The sequence below is a fragment of the Pseudomonas sp. PGPPP1 genome (genome assembly GCF_002255865.1).
GTDB lineage: Bacteria > Pseudomonadota > Gammaproteobacteria > Pseudomonadales > Pseudomonadaceae > Aquipseudomonas > Aquipseudomonas cremoris.
The window spans coordinates 46,639-61,822 of sequence record NZ_NKIG01000007.1; the positions used below are offsets into that span (position 1 = coordinate 46,639).

Sequence of the window (15,184 nt, forward strand, 5' to 3'; positions counted from 1 at the left end):
AGTTCACCATGAACCGCGACAGCCGTTACCTCGAATCCGTCCTTCACCATGACATCCCCCTGACCCGGGAAATGGGTCTCAAGGTGCGTGACTGGCAAGATGCAAGGCTGGAACTGCATCTACCCTTGCAAGCCAATATCAATCACAAGAGCACCATGTTTGGCGGCAGTCTCTACTGCGGCGCCGTGCTGGCGGGCTGGGGTTGGCTGCATTTGCAGTTGCGTGAGGAAGGGATTGAAGACGGGCATATCGTCATTCAGGAAGGGCAGATCAGTTACCCGCTGCCGGTCACGCGCGATGCGACCATTGTATGCCAAGCGCCGGAAGATAAGGTGTGGAAGCGGTTTGTGGCGACGTACAAGCGTTACGGCCGCGCACGGTTGACGCTGGAGACGTGGATTGTGAATGAGGGCGGCGAGGAGCGGGCAGTAGCCTTCACCGGCCAATACGTCCTGCACCGCTAGAAGCCTTCATACAAAACCAAATGTGGGAGCGGGCTTGCTCGCGAAAGCGGTTTATCAGAAACACATTCAGTGGCTGACACTCCGCTTTCGCGAGCAACCCCGCTCCCACATTTTGATCTGCTATGGTTTTAAGTGCGCGCCAGTGCCAGCAAGCGCTCCCGCCACGCAGCCTTCGCTGGCAACGCCAAAAAGAACGGGTTCAACAACGATGCCCGCGCCGGATAACTGAACGGCTCACCGCTTAACTCCAGCACCTCACCCCCCGCCCCTTCCAGCACACCTTGGGCGGCTGCGGTATCCCACTGCGAGGTCGGCGCCAGGCGCGGATAACAGTCGGCACTGCCCTCGGCCAACAGGCAGAACTTCAACGAACTGCCGATATTCGCCAGCTTCAACGCGCCCAACCCTTCGCTGAGCCCCTCCAGCAACCGCTCTTGCTCGGGGCTGGAATGCCGGCGGCTGGCCACCACGGTGAACGACTCACCGGTCGCCGGTGCTTCACGCACCTGGATCTGCTTGGGCGGCTCACTCACATCCGAACGCCAGGCGCCAAGCCCCGCACCACCGAAGTAGCAACGACCACTGGTGGGCATCGAGACCACACCAAACACCACGCGCCCCTGTTCGATCAGGGCGATATTGACGGTGAACTCCTCGCTGCCGGCGATAAATTCCTTGGTGCCATCCAGCGGGTCTACCAGCCACCAGCGCTGCCAGCCTGCACGTACGCTCTGATCAATATCGGCGTCTTCCTCGGACAGCACCGGAATGCTGGGGTCGAGTGCGGTGAGGCCTGCAAGGATAAGGTGATGGGCCGCAAGGTCGGCAGCTGTCACCGGTGAATCGTCAGCTTTGGAGGTCACCGCCACATCGGCGCGCCAGTACGGCAGAATCACTTCACCGGCCTGGCGAGCCAACTCGATCACGGGCGCAATAAACGGGTGGCCTAAAAACAGTTCGCTCATGCGTTAAACACTCCACGCTGGGTCAACAGATCGCGTACCAGGTACAACGCAGCCAGGGCACGGCCTTCGCTGAATTGCTCGTTTTGCGCAAGCATCGAAAGCTCACGCAGGTTGACCTTGTCTACACGCATTGGCTCGGGTTCATCGCCTTCAAGGCGTTCTTCATAGAGGTCGGTGGCCAATACCACCTGGATTTTCTGGCTCATGTAGCCAGGAGACAGCGAGAGCTCGGTGAGGTGTTCCAACTGGCGCGCGCCATAGCCGGCCTCTTCCTTGAGCTCGCGGTTCGCCGCCGCCAGCACATCCTCGCCGGGCTCGATCAAGCCTTTGGGCAAGGAGAGTTCATACTCATCGGTACCGCCGCAGTACTCTTCCACCAACAGCGCGTGATCGTCATCGATCATCGCCACGATCATCACCGCACCGTAACCGGCACCGCGACCTACCAGGCGTTCGTAGGTCCGTTCAACGCCATTGGAAAAGCGCAATTGCACTTCCTCCACGCGGAACAAACGACTACTGGCGACTATTTCGCGGGCGAGGACGGTGGGTTTCTGGCGCATAAGCGGCTCCTTGGCGTGATCGGGTTACTATACCGTGGCTTTTCCGATTGTCTGTGTCGGATATCTTTACTTACATGAGAACTACCCATGCCCTCTTTGCCCTGGCACGCCATCGATACTGTCCTGCTGGACATGGACGGCACTCTGCTCGACCTGCATTACGACAACCATTTCTGGATGGAGCATCTGCCCCAGCGCTACGCCGAGTTGCATGGGGTGAGCCGGGCCATGGCCGAGATGGAACTGCAACCGCTGTTCGAGCGTAATGCAGGACAATTGCAATGGTATTGCCTGGACTTCTGGAGCGCGGAGTTGAAGCTGCCGGTGCGCGAACTCAAGCTGGAAACCGCCCACCTGATTGCGCTGCGCCCGGATGCAGACACGTTCCTGGCGGCGATCAAACAGGCCGGCAAGCGGGTGATCCTGATCACCAATGCTCATCGTGATTCGCTGTCATTGAAGCTGGAACGCATTGAACTGGCGCCATATTTCGAACGTTTGATCAGCTCCCACGACTACGGATTCGCCAAGGAAAACCCGCAATTCTGGGATGCGCTGCAGGCCGATATCGGATTCGACCCGACGCGAAGCTTGTTTATTGATGACACCCTGCCGATTCTGCGCAGTGCCAAAGCGTACGGCGTGAGCCATTTGCTGGCGGTCAAAGAACCTGACAGTAAAAAAGGTGCCAAGGACACAGGTGAGTTCGAGGCGGTCGATGACTACCGCGACCTAATTGCCGGACTCTGAACCCCATGTGGGAGCGGGCTTGCTCGCGAAAGCGGTATCAGACACACATTCCGTGACTGACACTCCGCTTTCGCGAGCAACCCCGCTCCCACATGTTGGTCTGCGTTTTACTCAGGAATACGCAATGTCTGCCCTGGGTAGATTTTGTCCGGGTGCGACAACAGCGGCTTGTTCGCCTCGAAAATCTTGTTGTACTGGTTGGCGTTGCCATACACCGCCAGGGAAATCGCGCTCAACGTGTCGCCCTTTTTCACCACAACAAAACGTGCCGCCGCAACCACCGGGCCGGAGACCGTAATCTGGTCCTCCACGCTAGCAACCCCAGCAATATTGCCCGCTGCCAGAATGATTTTCTCTTTCTCTTCCTGGCTGGCCACTTCACCGCTGATCGTCACCTTGTCACCGTCAACGGTGGCGTGCACGTTCGGGTTGCCCAGCCCCACATCTTCAATATGCTTTTTCAAATCATCACTGGCGTTGGCATTACCGGGCGTCAACAGCTTGACCAGCTTCTCGCCAGCTTCCTTAACAAAGCTAAAAATGCTCATAGTGCGCTCTCCTTGGTATTTGAATTCCAGATGCCCAAGACTAGACCAGTCCTACGGATTTGGGTTCCAGGCCGGCCAAAGACCTAAACGCGCTAGAATCCCCCCGCCATTGGAATAAGCCCTGGAGCGAAGATGGACATCAAACAGCTGAAATTCCTCATCGCCCTCGACGAGACCCGTCACTTCGGCCAGGCAGCGGCGCGTTGCCACATTACCCAGCCAACGCTGTCGATGCGCCTGCGCAGCCTCGAAGAAGAGTTGGACTTGCCGCTGGTCAATCGCGGCCAGCGCTTCGAAGGCTTCACCGCGCCAGGCGAGCGCGTCCTGGCCTGGGCGCGCACGGTGCTCGCCGCCTACGACGGCTTGCAGGCCGAGGCTGCGGCCTGCCGGGGTAACCTGGTGGGCACACTGCGCCTGGGCGTGGTGCCCCTGTCGAGCTTTGACCCCTTGGCACTCATGCAGAAGCTGCACAAAGAACACCCAAGCCTGCGCTTCGAACTGTCGGCCCTCAGCTCCGAGCAGATCCTTGAGCAACTGGCAAGCAATCGCCTGGACTTGGGGGTTTCCTATCTGGAACGCCTGGACAGCGAGCGATTCGACTCGCTGGCCTTGGGCGAAACCCGTATGGGCCTGCTCTACGACCAACGGTTTTTCAGTTTCGGTGACACGCCCTTGAGCTGGGAGGCGCTGATCGAATTGCCCCTGGGCATGCTCACCGGCGGCATGCATTTTCGCCAATCCATCGACCACAATTTCCACAGCCGGGGGCTCAACCCGCAGCCGCTGCTGCAAACCGACGCCGTGCATCAATTGTTACAAGCTGTGCATGGCGGCCTGTGCTGTGCGGTCATGCCGCTGGACGGAGGCCTCGACGCCTTGACCGAACACCTGCGCCTGCAACCTATCGCAGATGCGCACACCCTGGCCCGCTTGGGCCTGATCATGCGCCGCAGCGCACCGCGTTCCGCGCTCGCAGAAGCCTGTTTTGCGCTGTACCAAAAATCGCTGCAGGCGTCTTGATCGACGGCATCTATCGGTAGATCAGTACTGGCGATTAGACGCGACCCTTTGTCGCGCCTAGTCTAAACATTGATCAATCCGCCGGTGGTACTGCCCCATGAACGCCAAGCGCCCAGTTTGCGCGGCGCCCGCCCTCGCAACGCCCGCGCCATCCGCCAGCCAGAGCTACCAGTTTTGCAATCTCGAGCACACCGAAGTCGCCAGCACAGCGTTGGCGGAAGAAGTGGCGTTGGCGATTGCCTACAACGACATCAGCCAGGCGGTGATGCTGGTGACGCCCACCGACCTGGAAGACTTTATTGTCGGCTTCAGCATCGGAAGCGGCATTATCGCCGACGTTAGCGATATTTATGACCTCAAACTCAGCGGTTCGGGCTCAGCTCAATACGCTCAGGTGCAGATTTCCAGCCGCTCGTTCTGGAACCTCAAGCAGCAGCGCCGCCAACTGGCGGGTACCAGCGGTTGCGGCCTGTGCGGCGTAGAGGCGGTGGAGCAAGCCCTGCCAGACCTTCAAGTACTTCCCGGCGCGCCCTTGCCGCCCGCCGCATGGCTTGATGGCCTGCGCCAACGCATCAGCGCGTTTCAGCCATTGGGCCAGTACAGCGGCGCGGTGCACGCCGCCGTGTTTATGAACAATCAAGGCGAATTGCTGCTGGGCCGCGAAGACATCGGGCGGCATAACGCCCTGGATAAGTTGATCGGCGCACTGATCCGCCAAAAAATTCCGACCGAAGGCGGCCTGGCGATTGTCACCAGCCGTTGCAGCCTGGAGCTGATCCAGAAGGTCCTGCGCGCTGGCATCCAGACGTTGGTCAGCCTGTCGTCGCCCACCGGCCTGGCCCTGCAATGGGCCCGCCGGCATAACCTCAATCTCATTCACCTGCCGCAGAAAAGTGCGCCGCGGGTCTACAGCCCCGCGATGGAGAACCAGCCGTGAGCAATCATAATCAAGCCGACCAAACCCCAACCCCGCGCTACAAGCCCTACAAAGGCGCGGCCGGTGGCTGGGGTGCATTGATCAGCGTGGCGCAGGCCTGGCTGACCAGTGACAACGCGCTGAAAAACCTGCGCATGATGCTCAAGACCAACCAGAACGGCGGCTTCGACTGCCCGGGCTGCGCCTGGGGCGATTCGCCAGAAAGCGGCATGGTCAAATTCTGCGAAAACGGCGCCAAAGCCGTTAACTGGGAAGCCACCAAGCGCCGCGTAGACGCTGCGTTCTTCGCCAAGCACAGCGTCACCGCGCTGCTGGAACAGAGCGACTATTGGCTGGAATACCAAGGCCGCCTGACCGAGCCGATGCGCTACGACGCAGAAACCGACCGTTACGTACCCGTCAGTTGGGAAGCCGCGTTTGACCTGGTGGGCAAGCACCTCAACGCATTGCCAAGCCCGAACATGGCTGAGTTCTACACGTCGGGCCGCGCCAGCAACGAAGCGGCCTACCTGTATCAGCTGTTTGTGCGCGCCTACGGTACCAACAATTTCCCCGACTGCTCGAACATGTGTCACGAAGCCAGCGGCGTGGCCCTGGCGCAAAGCGTGGGCGTCGGCAAAGGCACTGTGACCTTTGATGACTTCGAACATGCCGATGCGATTTTTGTGTGGGGCCAGAACCCTGGCACCAACCATCCGCGCATGCTCGAACCCTTGCGCGAAGCGGTAAAACGCGGCGCCCAGGTGGTGTGCATCAACCCGCTGAAAGAGCGCGGCCTGGAGCGCTTCCAGCACCCGCAGCACCCGATTGAAATGCTCACCAACGGCGACAAACCAACCAACACTGCCTACTTCCGCCCGGCGCTGGGTGGCGACATGGCTATCTTGCGTGGCATGGCCAAATTCCTGCTCCTGTGGGAGCGCCAGGCCCAGGCCGAAGGCAAGGAAGCGGTGTTCGACCACAACTTCCTCAACGAACACACCGCCAACGTGCTGGATTACCTGGGCAAGATCGACGACACCTCCTGGGATGAAATCGTCGAGCAGTCCGGCCTGACCCTGGTTGAGATCGAGCAAGCGGCGCGCATGTACGCCAAAGGCAAGAACGTGATCATGTGCTGGGCGATGGGCATCACCCAGCATCGCCACTCAGTGCCGACCATTCAGGAAATCGCCAACCTGATGCTGCTGCGCGGCAACATCGGCCGCCCAGGCGCGGGGCTGTGCCCGGTGCGTGGCCACAGTAACGTGCAGGGCGACCGCACCATGGGCATCAACGAACGCCCTCCGGTGGCGTTCCTTGATTCCCTGGAGCGTCGCTTCCAATTCCAGGTGCCGCGCGACAATGGGCACAACGTGGTTGAAGCGATTCACGCCATGCTTGAAGGCCGCTCCAAGGTGTTCATCGGCCTGGGCGGCAACTTCGCCCAAGCCACGCCAGACAGCCCACGCACTTTCGAAGCCCTGCGCAACTGCGACCTGACCGTTCAGATCAGCACCAAGCTCAACCGCAGCCACCTGATGCACGGTAAAGACGCGCTGATCCTGCCTTGCCTTGGCCGTACCGACATCGACATCCAAGCCGACGGCCCGCAGGCGGTGACGGTCGAAGACTCGTTCAGCATGGTGCATGGTTCCAACGGCCAACTGCAGCCGCTGTCGAAGCTGATGAAGTCCGAACCCGCCATCCTCGCCGGCATCGCGGCTGCGACGCTGGGCAGCAAACCGGTGGATTGGAACTGGCTGGTGGCCGACTACGGGCGCATCCGCGACCTGATCGCCGATACCATTCCAGGGTTCAAGGACTTCAACGAGAAGATCAAGAATCCAGGCGGTTTCTACCTGGGTAACTCCGCCGGCGCACGTCGCTGGAACACTCCATCGGGCCGCGCCAACTTCCGCCCGAACATCCTGCCCAAAGACCTGATTCACGAACGCACCCATGCCACAGGCCAAGTGCCGGACCTGATCATGCAGTCGATGCGCTCCCACGATCAGTACAACACCACCATTTATGGCCTGGACGATCGCTACCGTGGCGTAAAAGGTCAGCGCGATGTGTTGTTCGTCAACGAAGCGGACATTATCCGTCTGGGCTTCAAGCCCGGCCAAAAGGCCGACATCGTGTCGCTGTGGGAAGACGGTCGTGAGCGTCGTGTGAAAGGTTTTACCTTGCTGGCGTTTGATATTCCAGCAGGGCAGGCTGCGGCTTACTACCCGGAAGTGAACCCACTGGTGCCGCTGGAAAGCACGGGTGATGGCAGCCATACGCCAACGTCGAAATTCGTGGCGATCCGTTTAGAGGCAGCAAGTGACAACGGGTTGATCATGGCCCGTTCAGCGTAGATTTACGGACACAAAAAAGGCCGCTTTTGCATAAAAGCGGCCGTTCCGAAGTAGTTAAAGACCCTCTAAATCGACTTAAGTTCCCCAGTAAAAACAGTAACTTATAGAATTGTGTACAACTCGTGTTACTGGTCGGATTTCTATTGCCACAATCTCGATACAACCTCAGGATCGCGCCGTCATCCTCTTGAGGTCTCCCTATGAAGTTCTCCTCGATTCTCTTGTTGTCCCTTGGCCTGGTCAGTGGCGCAGCCATGGCCGGTGGCACCACCGAAGCCGGTGTGGGCGGCGCATTGGGCGGGGTTCTAGGTTCGGTTGTCGGCCAGCAGATTGGCGGTAACACCGGTTCCGCCATCGGTGCGGCGCTGGGCGGCGCGGGCGGTAGCGCGGTCGGCGCGGACAAACGCAGCCGTGGCGAAGCGGCCATTGGCGGCGCCCTGGGCGCAGCTGGCGGCAACGTGGTCGGCCGCAGCATGGGCGGCAACACCGGCAGCCTGATCGGCGCAGCCGCCGGCGGTGGCGCAGGTGGCGCGCTGGGCAACTACATGGGCAACAAGAGCGATGACGACGACCGCCGTTCGCGCGGTCGCGACAACCGTCGTTATGACCGTGATGACCATCGTGGACGTGGCCATGCTTATGGGCATCGCAAGAATAAGCACCACTACCGCCATCGATAAGCCCGCGGGCTAACAATGTGGGAGCGGGCTTGCCAGCTCCCACATTTGATCTCCACTGTTTGCCAGATCGCAGTCAAACCACCAACCGCTGCAACGCCTCGCGCAGCATCACCGGAATCGCCACCGGCTGGTTCGACCCTCGGTCCACAAACACATGCACGAATCTTCCTGCCGCACAGGCCTCGTCCTCGCCCGCCTTAAACACCGCCAACTCATATTGCACTGAGCTGTTGCCCAACTTGCCCACTCGCAAACCGACTTCAATGTGCTCAGGAAAGGCAATCGACGCAAAGTAATCACACGCCGAACTCACCACAAACCCCACCACTTCGCCATCATGGATATCCAACCCGCCCTGTTCGATCAGGTAGGTGTTTACCGCTGTGTCGAAGAAGCTGTAGTAGGTCACGTTATTCACATGACCATACACATCATTGTCGTGCCAGCGGGTGATGATCGGCTGGAAGTGAAGGTAGTCGGCACGCTGTGGCACTGAATCAGGCATGGGCACATCTCGTGAAGGTGGGTTTACAAGTCATTCAAATGGGTCTCGGCCCACTCGCGCACTTCGGCGTAGGGATAGTCTTCCAGCGCAGCAAAACCCGGAATCCCCCGCGCCTTCAACTTGGTGAACAACGGCACGCTGATGCCTCCGAGAAAACGCGTCAGGCGCTCCGCACCAGGCAACTGACCGGTGTGTTCATGATGCCTGTGGATAAAATCACCGCACAGCCCCAAGAAATTTTTATCCACAAGCGACGGTAACCCGGGTGGTTGCGGCAGTTGCGCAATGTGACCATGACAAACCGAGCAATGCCCGCAACGCTGGGGCGCTTTTTCATCACCAAAATACTGCGCAAGACGCTGCCCCAAGCAGCGTTCAGTGGCGAATAGTTCAAGCATGGCGTGGATCCGCGCCACCTCCCCGACTTCGTGTTGCTTGAAGCCTGTGTATAACTCGGCGCTCAACACCTGTGGATCAAAGTCGGTGTTCAGCAAGCTGTAGACTTCGGTCATCTGCTTGCTTTCCAACTCGATCAGGCCTTGCTCCTGGAAATAATCCAGCGCCTTCACCACTCGCCCGCGCTCGGCATTGTGCTGTTGGTAAAGCGCGTCGAAATCCACGGTTGCCCAGGTTCTGGCCCGTTTGCACACTTGGACAATTGCCGCGACAAACTGCTGCCGCTCGCCGGAAAATCGAGCCAGCAATGCTTCGGGCTCGATCAGGTATTTGAAACGGTATTCGGCATAAAATGCGTAGCGTGGCGCGATCACGCCCCTGAGTTCCAACTGCACCAGCAACGTCTTGAGCGGCAACTCGCGGATGTTGCTGTCGTCCGATAACGAGCGCAGTAAAAACTCCCACTGCCCATCGCTTCGCGCCGCCTGTAATTGCTCTAGCACACGAAGAATACCCTCCTGCTCCGGCGTGTCGCCGTACACGAAATTTTCCAGCACATTCAGGCTATCGCGATTGGCCAACACCAGGCAGTCGGACGGCTGCCCATCACGCCCCGCACGGCCGATTTCCTGGCTGTAATTCTCGATGGACTTGGGCAGGTCAAAATGCACCACGTTGCGGATATCACTCTTGTCGATGCCCATGCCAAACGCGATGGTGGCGACGATGCAATTGGAGCGCCCACCCATGAAGCGCTGCTGGATACCCTCACGCTTATCAAAGGGTAAACCTGCGTGGTAAGCCTCGGCCTGGATGCCGTTACGGTTCAAATGCTCGGCAATCTGCTCAGCGGTTTTTTGCAGAGTGACATAGACGATGCTCGGTTGATCCGCACGCTCGCTCATCCATTGCACCAGCCTGCGGCGTTTGTCCGCACCGGACACCGGCTCCACCAGCAGGTTGAGATTGGGCCGGTAGAAGCCCGTGGTCACCACATCGTCGGGCGCAATGGCGAACTTCGCCTGCATGTCGGCAATCACCTTAGGCGTTGCCGTAGCCGTCAGCAGCAGTGCTTGTGGGATATTGAACTGACGCTGGTAGTCCGGCAGTTTTAGATAGTCCGGGCGGAAGTTGTGGCCCCACTCGGAAATGCAGTGCGCCTCATCCACCACCAGCAGCGAGATCCGCACACTTTGCAGGAAGTTACGAAAGCGCTCGTTCTTCAAGCGCTCCACTGAAACCATCAGGATCTTCAGCTCACCGGAACGTGCACGGGCCATTACGTCGTTGGCCGCATCGCGGCTCTGGGCCGAATCGATACTCCCTGCCGAAATACCGTGACGCTGCAGGAAGTCCAACTGATCTTGCATCAACGCCAATAGCGGTGAAACCACCAGTGTCAGGTGTGGCAATAACACCGCAGACAGTTGGTAACAAAGGGATTTGCCTGAACCCGTAGGGAAAATGGCTGCCGCCGAACGGCCGGCCAATACGGCACTGACGGTTTTTTCCTGGCCCAAACGAAACTGTGGATAACCAAAGACCTGTTGGAGGGTGTCGTGCATAGGCTGTCACTCCGTTGACCGCTGTATCGAGTCAAAAACATAGATCAGCGACCGAGAAAGGCTGGGGATAAAACGCTACAAACTGATACAGAGAAAACCAGCAGGCCCGCGCAAAAACGCAGACAGTAGCACGCCTGATCAACCGGCTCACAAGGAGTCAGCCATGCACCCACCGCTCTACAACACACTACGACGTGCCAGTCTGTTCGCCCTGCCCCTGGTTCTGCTCGGATGCGCCAACCCTCCGATATCTGCACCTGAGAAGCTCGACACCCGCGCTTTTGAAACCCCCGAATATTTCGCGCAAAGAGCCTTGCCCATCGTCAAGGCCTCCTCCCTATATGCCCGCGGCGGGACTGGCCAGGGCGTCAAGGTGGCGCTGATAGATTCGGGCTTGAACAGGCAATTGCCCGAGTTCGAGGGGCGCGTTGCCGATCCGGGCTTTGACTTTGTGCGCAAGGTGCCCGGCACCCTCGACACCAAGGGCCACGGCACCCAAATGGCCGGTATTCTTGCCGCCAACAAAGATGACCAAGGCATGCACGGCATTGCCTTCCAGGCCCAACTGATCCCCATGCGGTTTGGCGACGATAAAGAACCCTTCTACTTCGACACGGAAATCGCTCAAGCCTGGACCCAGGCTTATGAAAAAGGCGCACGCATATTCAGCAACTCATGGGCCAACCCTATTGAAGCCAATACCAACGAACTGCCGATCTATGAACGACTGATGGGCGATTCGCTGGAGGTCGCCAAGAAGCTAGTGGCCAATGGCGCCGTGTTCGTCTTTTCCACCGGAAATGAAATCAAGCGCGAACCCCTCGCCGAGCCCGGCCTTCCCGCACTGGTGCCCGAATTGGAAAAGGGCTGGATCGCCGTCATGGCACTCAACAGCGATGGCACTGCTATCAACCAGAAGTCCAATTACTGTGGCCTGGCCGCTCGATGGTGCATCGCCGTACCGGGGGGTGATGGCCGCGCAGGTTTATTAACTACCAGCAAGGACGGAGGCTATGGCCCGACTGCGGGCACCTCGCCAGCCGCTGCGCTGGTCAGCGGAGCATTGGCCGCACTGCAAAGTCGCTACCCGCAAATGACGCCCCAACAACTACGCGAGCGCCTGCTCAGCACCGCCAATCGAACGGGTATCTACGCCAACAGCGAAGCCTATGGGCGCGGCTTGATGGACTTGGAGGCGGCTTCACGGCCTTAAATCGACCCTTACGTATGTTCACGCACAGAACCCTGGTCAGTGGTTCTACCTAACTGTGTGTGTATTCCTGATAGGCTTGGCACTCTTCATCACTCGAAACAAATACCGCCCTCACCCACTCCTGCGTGACCCACCATGAACCTGGCTCCCGACCTCCCCGATGACCACGAGTTACAGCAACTCCTGCAGTTGCTCCACGAAGAAGTCGGCTTGCCCCAACACAAGGCCGTCCGTCTGCAAACCTCGATCAACTTCGACCTGGGCTGCGACGGTGCCGAGACCAAGCAATTCATGGAAGCCGTGGAGCAAGCGTTTGAGCTCGACCTCGGCGACTACGATGCTTACCGTTACTTCAACCCACCGGTATTCGATGTATTCCTCAAACACCGCGCCAAGGGCCGCGGTAAAAAAATCCCGCTGACCATTGGCATGCTGCACCTGGCTATCAAGGCCCATGGCTGGGACACGCAGACTCTCGAAAAACTGTGCTAATCCAAAGCACAACGTAGATCGAATGTGGGAGCGGGCTTGCTCGCGAATGCGGTGGATCAGTCGACCTGTTCAGTGACTGAAACTGCGCATTCGCGAGCAAGCCCGCTCCCACACTTGTTTTGCGTTAACCTGACGAGCCGCGCTTACAACACCAAGGACCTTACATGGACGTAACAATGGGCCTGCTGGCCGCCCTGCTCTGGGGCGGTACGGATTTTCTCGTGGGCCTCAATGCTCGCGCCGTGGGCGTCAAGCGCGCCGTGTACTTCGGCCAAGCCCTAGGCTTCCTGATCATGACCCTGCTGTTGGTCATCGTTCCTACCTTCCTGTCCAAATCCCTCGACGCCCCTCTAAGCGTCTGGCTGCTGGGTATTACCGCCGCCCTGCTCACGGTGTCTGGTGCCCTCGCATTGTCCAAGGCCTTCGCCCTGGGCAAGGCCGCCATCGTCGCGCCGCTGGTGACGTCCTACGGCGTAGTGACCACGCTGCTGTCGTGGGCCAGCGGCGAACACATCAGCCTGATCCAACTCGGCTGCATCGCCCTGTGCGTGGTAGGCGTAATACTCTCCAGCATCCACAAGGACAACGGCACGCCCCACAAGAACCCACGCCTGTCCATCGCCTACGCCATGCTCGCCGCTTTGCTGTATGGCACCAGTTTCTGGTTGCAAGGCCGCTACACACTGCCGGCGCTTGGGCCGATCACCATGCTGTGGCTAGGCTACCTGGTCGGCCTGTGCATATTGGTAGTGATGGTATTGAAGGTCAAAGACGGCCTGAAAATCCCGCCACTGAAAAACTGCGCGACGTTGACCGGTGCCAGCTTGATGAACCTGGGTGGGTTCTCGGCGTTTTCATGGGGGGCGATGGCGGGGTCGGTTTCGGTGGTGACGGTGATCAGTACGTTGTCGGGCGGGATCGCGGCAATTCTGGGGTTTGTGTTTTTCAAGGAGCGGCTATCGGCGGTGCAAGTGCTGGGGGTCGTATTAGTGCTGGTCGGCGCGGTGGTCTTGCACGTCGCTGACTAACCTCTCGCGCACAAAAAAGCCGCCCACAAGAGGCGGCTTTTTCACAACGACTGAATCTTACAACTTAGGACCGGCAGCCTTGATCGCATCGCTCACTTCAAACTTCTTGAAGTTCTCGATGAACAAGCCAGCCAGTGCCTTCGCAGCTTCATCGTAGGCAGCTTTGTCAGCCCAGGTGTTACGTGGGTTCAACAGGCCAGTCTCAACGCCCGGTACGGCCAACGGCACGTCGAGGTTGATGGTGTCGAGGTGTTCGGTTTCAGCACCGATCAACGCGCCGCTCTGGATCGCTGCGATCACGCCGCGAGTGGTCGGGATGTTGAAGCGGTTGCCGACGCCGTAGCCGCCGCCGGTCCAGCCGGTGTTGACCAGGTAGACCTTGGAACCGAAACCACGAATGCGCTTGATCAGCAGCTCAGCGTATTCGCCAGCTGGGCGCGGGAAGAATGGCGCGCCGAAGCAGGTGGAGAAGGTCGACTTGATGCCGCCGCCGGAACCCATTTCAGTCGAGCCCACCAGAGCGGTGTAGCCGGACAGGAAGTGGTAGGCCGCTTGCTCTTCGCTGAGGATCGACACCGGTGGCAGCACGCCAGTCAGGTCGCAGGTCAGGAAGATCACAGCGTTTGGCTCGCCGCCCAGGTTCTTCTCGGAACGCTTGGCAACGTGTTCCAGCGGGTAGGCGGCACGGCTGTTCTGGGTCAGGCTGACATCGGTGTAGTCGGCGTGCTTGGCGTCGTTGATCACGACGTTTTCCAGCACAGCGCCATGCTTGATGGCTTTCCAGATAACCGGCTCGTTCTTCTCGGAGAGGTCGATGCACTTGGCATAGCAACCGCCTTCGATGTTGAACACCACGCCTTCGCCCCAACCGTGTTCGTCGTCACCGATCAGGTAACGGCTTTCGTCGGCGGACAGGGTGGTTTTACCGGTGCCCGACAGACCGAAGAACAGGGTCACGTCGCCTGCTTCACCAATGTTGGCGGCGCAGTGCATCGGCAGCACGTCGGAAGCCGGCAGCAGGAAGTTCTGCACCGAGAACATGGCTTTCTTCATTTCACCGGCGTAACGCATGCCGGCAATCAGCACTTTCTTCTGGGCGAAGTTGAGGATCACGCAACCGTCGGAATTGGTGCCGTCACGTTCTGGCACGCATTCGAAGTTGGCCACGTTGAGCACTTGCCATTCTTCACGACCGGCCGGGTTGTACTGTGCCGGGTTGATGAACAGGCAACGACCGAACAGGTTCTGCCAGGCAGTCTGGGTGGTCATTTTCACGGCCAGGTAGTGATCTTCGGCAGCACCTACGTGAACGTGGGAAACGAAATGCTCTTGCGCGTTATTGAAGGCCTCGACACGAGCCCACAGGGCATCGAACTTGTCGGCCGGGAACTTGCGGTTGATCGGGCCCCAGGCGATAGCATCCTGGGTAGTCGGCTCTTCAACGATGAAACGGTCGACTGGCGAACGACCGGTACGGTGACCGGTTTCTACGACCAGCGCGCCAGTATCGGCAAGCACGCCTTCACCGCGCTGCAGGGCTTCTTTGACCAGATCGTCAACACTCAGATCGGTGTATACGGCGTTATTGGCTTGCGTCATGAGGTTCCCCGTCGGCCTATGGCCGAGTGCTCCAAACGTTTTGTAGTAGAAAGTTGCGCACTACTACCGCGAAAAAAGTGGGCCGGATTATGCCAGAAAAGCCCAAAAAGAGTA

Annotated in this window: 15 protein-coding genes; 9 read left to right on the forward strand and 6 right to left on the reverse strand. The window is 59.1% G+C overall.

What is annotated here, in order from left to right:
- The first annotated feature begins 8 nt into the window (after positions 1 to 8).
- Positions 9 to 464, forward strand: a complete 456-nt coding sequence (locus tag CFE47_RS10755) for a YiiD C-terminal domain-containing protein (RefSeq protein ID WP_286836891.1) — start codon at positions 9 to 11, stop codon at positions 462 to 464.
- Between the two features lie 128 nt (positions 465 to 592).
- Here CFE47_RS10755 and cysQ read toward each other — a convergent pair whose 3' ends face one another.
- Positions 593 to 1,429 (reverse strand): 3'(2'),5'-bisphosphate nucleotidase CysQ, encoded by an 837-nt coding sequence (cysQ, locus tag CFE47_RS10760; protein WP_286836893.1) that lies wholly within the window; start codon positions 1,427 to 1,429, stop codon positions 593 to 595.
- Entirely contained in the window at positions 1,426 to 1,992 is a 567-nt protein-coding gene (gene nudE, locus CFE47_RS10765; protein WP_185704629.1) for an ADP compounds hydrolase NudE, read from the reverse strand. The genes cysQ and nudE overlap by 4 nt, the downstream gene beginning before the upstream one ends.
- An 87-nt stretch (positions 1,993 to 2,079) precedes the next feature.
- Here nudE and yrfG point away from each other — a divergent pair, with 87 nt between their 5' ends.
- Entirely contained in the window at positions 2,080 to 2,742 is a 663-nt protein-coding gene (yrfG, locus tag CFE47_RS10770) for a GMP/IMP nucleotidase (RefSeq protein WP_286836896.1), read from the forward strand.
- 107 nt (positions 2,743 to 2,849) lie between these two features.
- Here yrfG and lysM read toward each other — a convergent pair whose 3' ends face one another.
- Positions 2,850 to 3,290 (reverse strand): peptidoglycan-binding protein LysM, encoded by a 441-nt coding sequence (lysM, locus tag CFE47_RS10775; protein WP_185704624.1) that lies wholly within the window; start codon positions 3,288 to 3,290, stop codon positions 2,850 to 2,852.
- A gap of 132 nt (positions 3,291 to 3,422) precedes the next feature.
- Between lysM and CFE47_RS10780 the strand changes: the two genes are divergently transcribed.
- The 4 genes from CFE47_RS10780 to CFE47_RS10795 all read left to right on the forward strand — a co-directional run bounded on the left by CFE47_RS10780 (position 3,423) and on the right by CFE47_RS10795 (position 8,272).
- Positions 3,423 to 4,310: a LysR family transcriptional regulator gene (locus CFE47_RS10780; protein ID WP_286836899.1), complete on the forward strand. Its 888-nt coding sequence runs from the start codon at positions 3,423 to 3,425 to the stop codon at positions 4,308 to 4,310.
- 97 nt (positions 4,311 to 4,407) lie between these two features.
- On the forward strand, positions 4,408 to 5,247 hold the full coding sequence (gene fdhD, locus CFE47_RS10785; RefSeq protein WP_286836901.1) for a formate dehydrogenase accessory sulfurtransferase FdhD: 840 nt from the start codon (positions 4,408 to 4,410) through the stop codon (positions 5,245 to 5,247).
- Complete coding sequence (locus CFE47_RS10790) at positions 5,244 to 7,592, forward strand: FdhF/YdeP family oxidoreductase (RefSeq protein WP_286836903.1); 2,349 nt, start codon at positions 5,244 to 5,246, stop codon at positions 7,590 to 7,592. The genes fdhD and CFE47_RS10790 overlap by 4 nt, the downstream gene beginning before the upstream one ends.
- 200 nt (positions 7,593 to 7,792) lie before the next feature.
- Positions 7,793 to 8,272, forward strand: a complete 480-nt coding sequence (locus CFE47_RS10795; protein ID WP_065899612.1) for a glycine zipper domain-containing protein — start codon at positions 7,793 to 7,795, stop codon at positions 8,270 to 8,272.
- A gap of 73 nt (positions 8,273 to 8,345) precedes the next feature.
- Here CFE47_RS10795 and CFE47_RS10800 read toward each other — a convergent pair whose 3' ends face one another.
- Both CFE47_RS10800 and CFE47_RS10805 read right to left on the reverse strand, forming a co-directional pair.
- Entirely contained in the window at positions 8,346 to 8,777 is a 432-nt protein-coding gene (locus CFE47_RS10800) for an acyl-CoA thioesterase (protein ID WP_286836906.1), read from the reverse strand.
- A 23-nt stretch (positions 8,778 to 8,800) separates the two neighbouring features.
- Positions 8,801 to 10,738 (reverse strand): RecQ family ATP-dependent DNA helicase, encoded by a 1,938-nt coding sequence (locus CFE47_RS10805; RefSeq protein ID WP_286836908.1) that lies wholly within the window; start codon positions 10,736 to 10,738, stop codon positions 8,801 to 8,803.
- Positions 10,739 to 10,901: 163 nt separating this feature from the next.
- Between CFE47_RS10805 and CFE47_RS10810 the strand changes: the two genes are divergently transcribed.
- The 3 genes from CFE47_RS10810 to CFE47_RS10820 all read left to right on the forward strand — a co-directional run bounded on the left by CFE47_RS10810 (position 10,902) and on the right by CFE47_RS10820 (position 13,471).
- Complete coding sequence (locus CFE47_RS10810; RefSeq protein WP_286836909.1) at positions 10,902 to 11,951, forward strand: S8 family peptidase; 1,050 nt, start codon at positions 10,902 to 10,904, stop codon at positions 11,949 to 11,951.
- A 135-nt stretch (positions 11,952 to 12,086) separates the two neighbouring features.
- The gene (locus tag CFE47_RS10815; protein WP_286836911.1) at positions 12,087 to 12,443 is read left to right on the forward strand and encodes a DUF1493 family protein; all 357 of its coding nucleotides are present in this window, start codon (positions 12,087 to 12,089) and stop codon (positions 12,441 to 12,443) included.
- Positions 12,444 to 12,607: 164 nt separating this feature from the next.
- The gene (locus CFE47_RS10820) at positions 12,608 to 13,471 is read left to right on the forward strand and encodes an EamA family transporter (protein ID WP_286836913.1); all 864 of its coding nucleotides are present in this window, start codon (positions 12,608 to 12,610) and stop codon (positions 13,469 to 13,471) included.
- Positions 13,472 to 13,528: 57 nt separating this feature from the next.
- Here the strand turns inward: CFE47_RS10820 and CFE47_RS10825 are convergent, their stop codons facing one another.
- A complete protein-coding gene (locus CFE47_RS10825) occupies positions 13,529 to 15,070 on the reverse strand; it encodes a phosphoenolpyruvate carboxykinase (protein WP_286836915.1) in 1,542 nt (513 codons plus the stop codon).
- Positions 15,071 to 15,184 lie beyond the last annotated feature (114 nt).

Coding starts and splice junctions, on each gene's coding strand:
- CFE47_RS10755 (WP_286836891.1), top strand. CDS start 9: ATGAACCGCGACAGCCGTTACCTCGAATCCGTCCTTCACCATGACATC.
- cysQ (WP_286836893.1), bottom strand. CDS start 1,429: ATGAGCGAACTGTTTTTAGGCCACCCGTTTATTGCGCCCGTGATCGAG.
- nudE (WP_185704629.1), bottom strand. CDS start 1,992: ATGCGCCAGAAACCCACCGTCCTCGCCCGCGAAATAGTCGCCAGTAGT.
- yrfG (WP_286836896.1), top strand. CDS start 2,080: ATGCCCTCTTTGCCCTGGCACGCCATCGATACTGTCCTGCTGGACATG.
- lysM (WP_185704624.1), bottom strand. CDS start 3,290: ATGAGCATTTTTAGCTTTGTTAAGGAAGCTGGCGAGAAGCTGGTCAAG.
- CFE47_RS10780 (WP_286836899.1), top strand. CDS start 3,423: ATGGACATCAAACAGCTGAAATTCCTCATCGCCCTCGACGAGACCCGT.
- fdhD (WP_286836901.1), top strand. CDS start 4,408: ATGAACGCCAAGCGCCCAGTTTGCGCGGCGCCCGCCCTCGCAACGCCC.
- CFE47_RS10795 (WP_065899612.1), top strand. CDS start 7,793: ATGAAGTTCTCCTCGATTCTCTTGTTGTCCCTTGGCCTGGTCAGTGGC.
- CFE47_RS10800 (WP_286836906.1), bottom strand. CDS start 8,777: ATGCCTGATTCAGTGCCACAGCGTGCCGACTACCTTCACTTCCAGCCG.
- CFE47_RS10805 (WP_286836908.1), bottom strand. CDS start 10,738: ATGCACGACACCCTCCAACAGGTCTTTGGTTATCCACAGTTTCGTTTG.
- CFE47_RS10810 (WP_286836909.1), top strand. CDS start 10,902: ATGCACCCACCGCTCTACAACACACTACGACGTGCCAGTCTGTTCGCC.
- CFE47_RS10815 (WP_286836911.1), top strand. CDS start 12,087: ATGAACCTGGCTCCCGACCTCCCCGATGACCACGAGTTACAGCAACTC.
- CFE47_RS10820 (WP_286836913.1), top strand. CDS start 12,608: ATGGACGTAACAATGGGCCTGCTGGCCGCCCTGCTCTGGGGCGGTACG.
- CFE47_RS10825 (WP_286836915.1), bottom strand. CDS start 15,070: ATGACGCAAGCCAATAACGCCGTATACACCGATCTGAGTGTTGACGAT.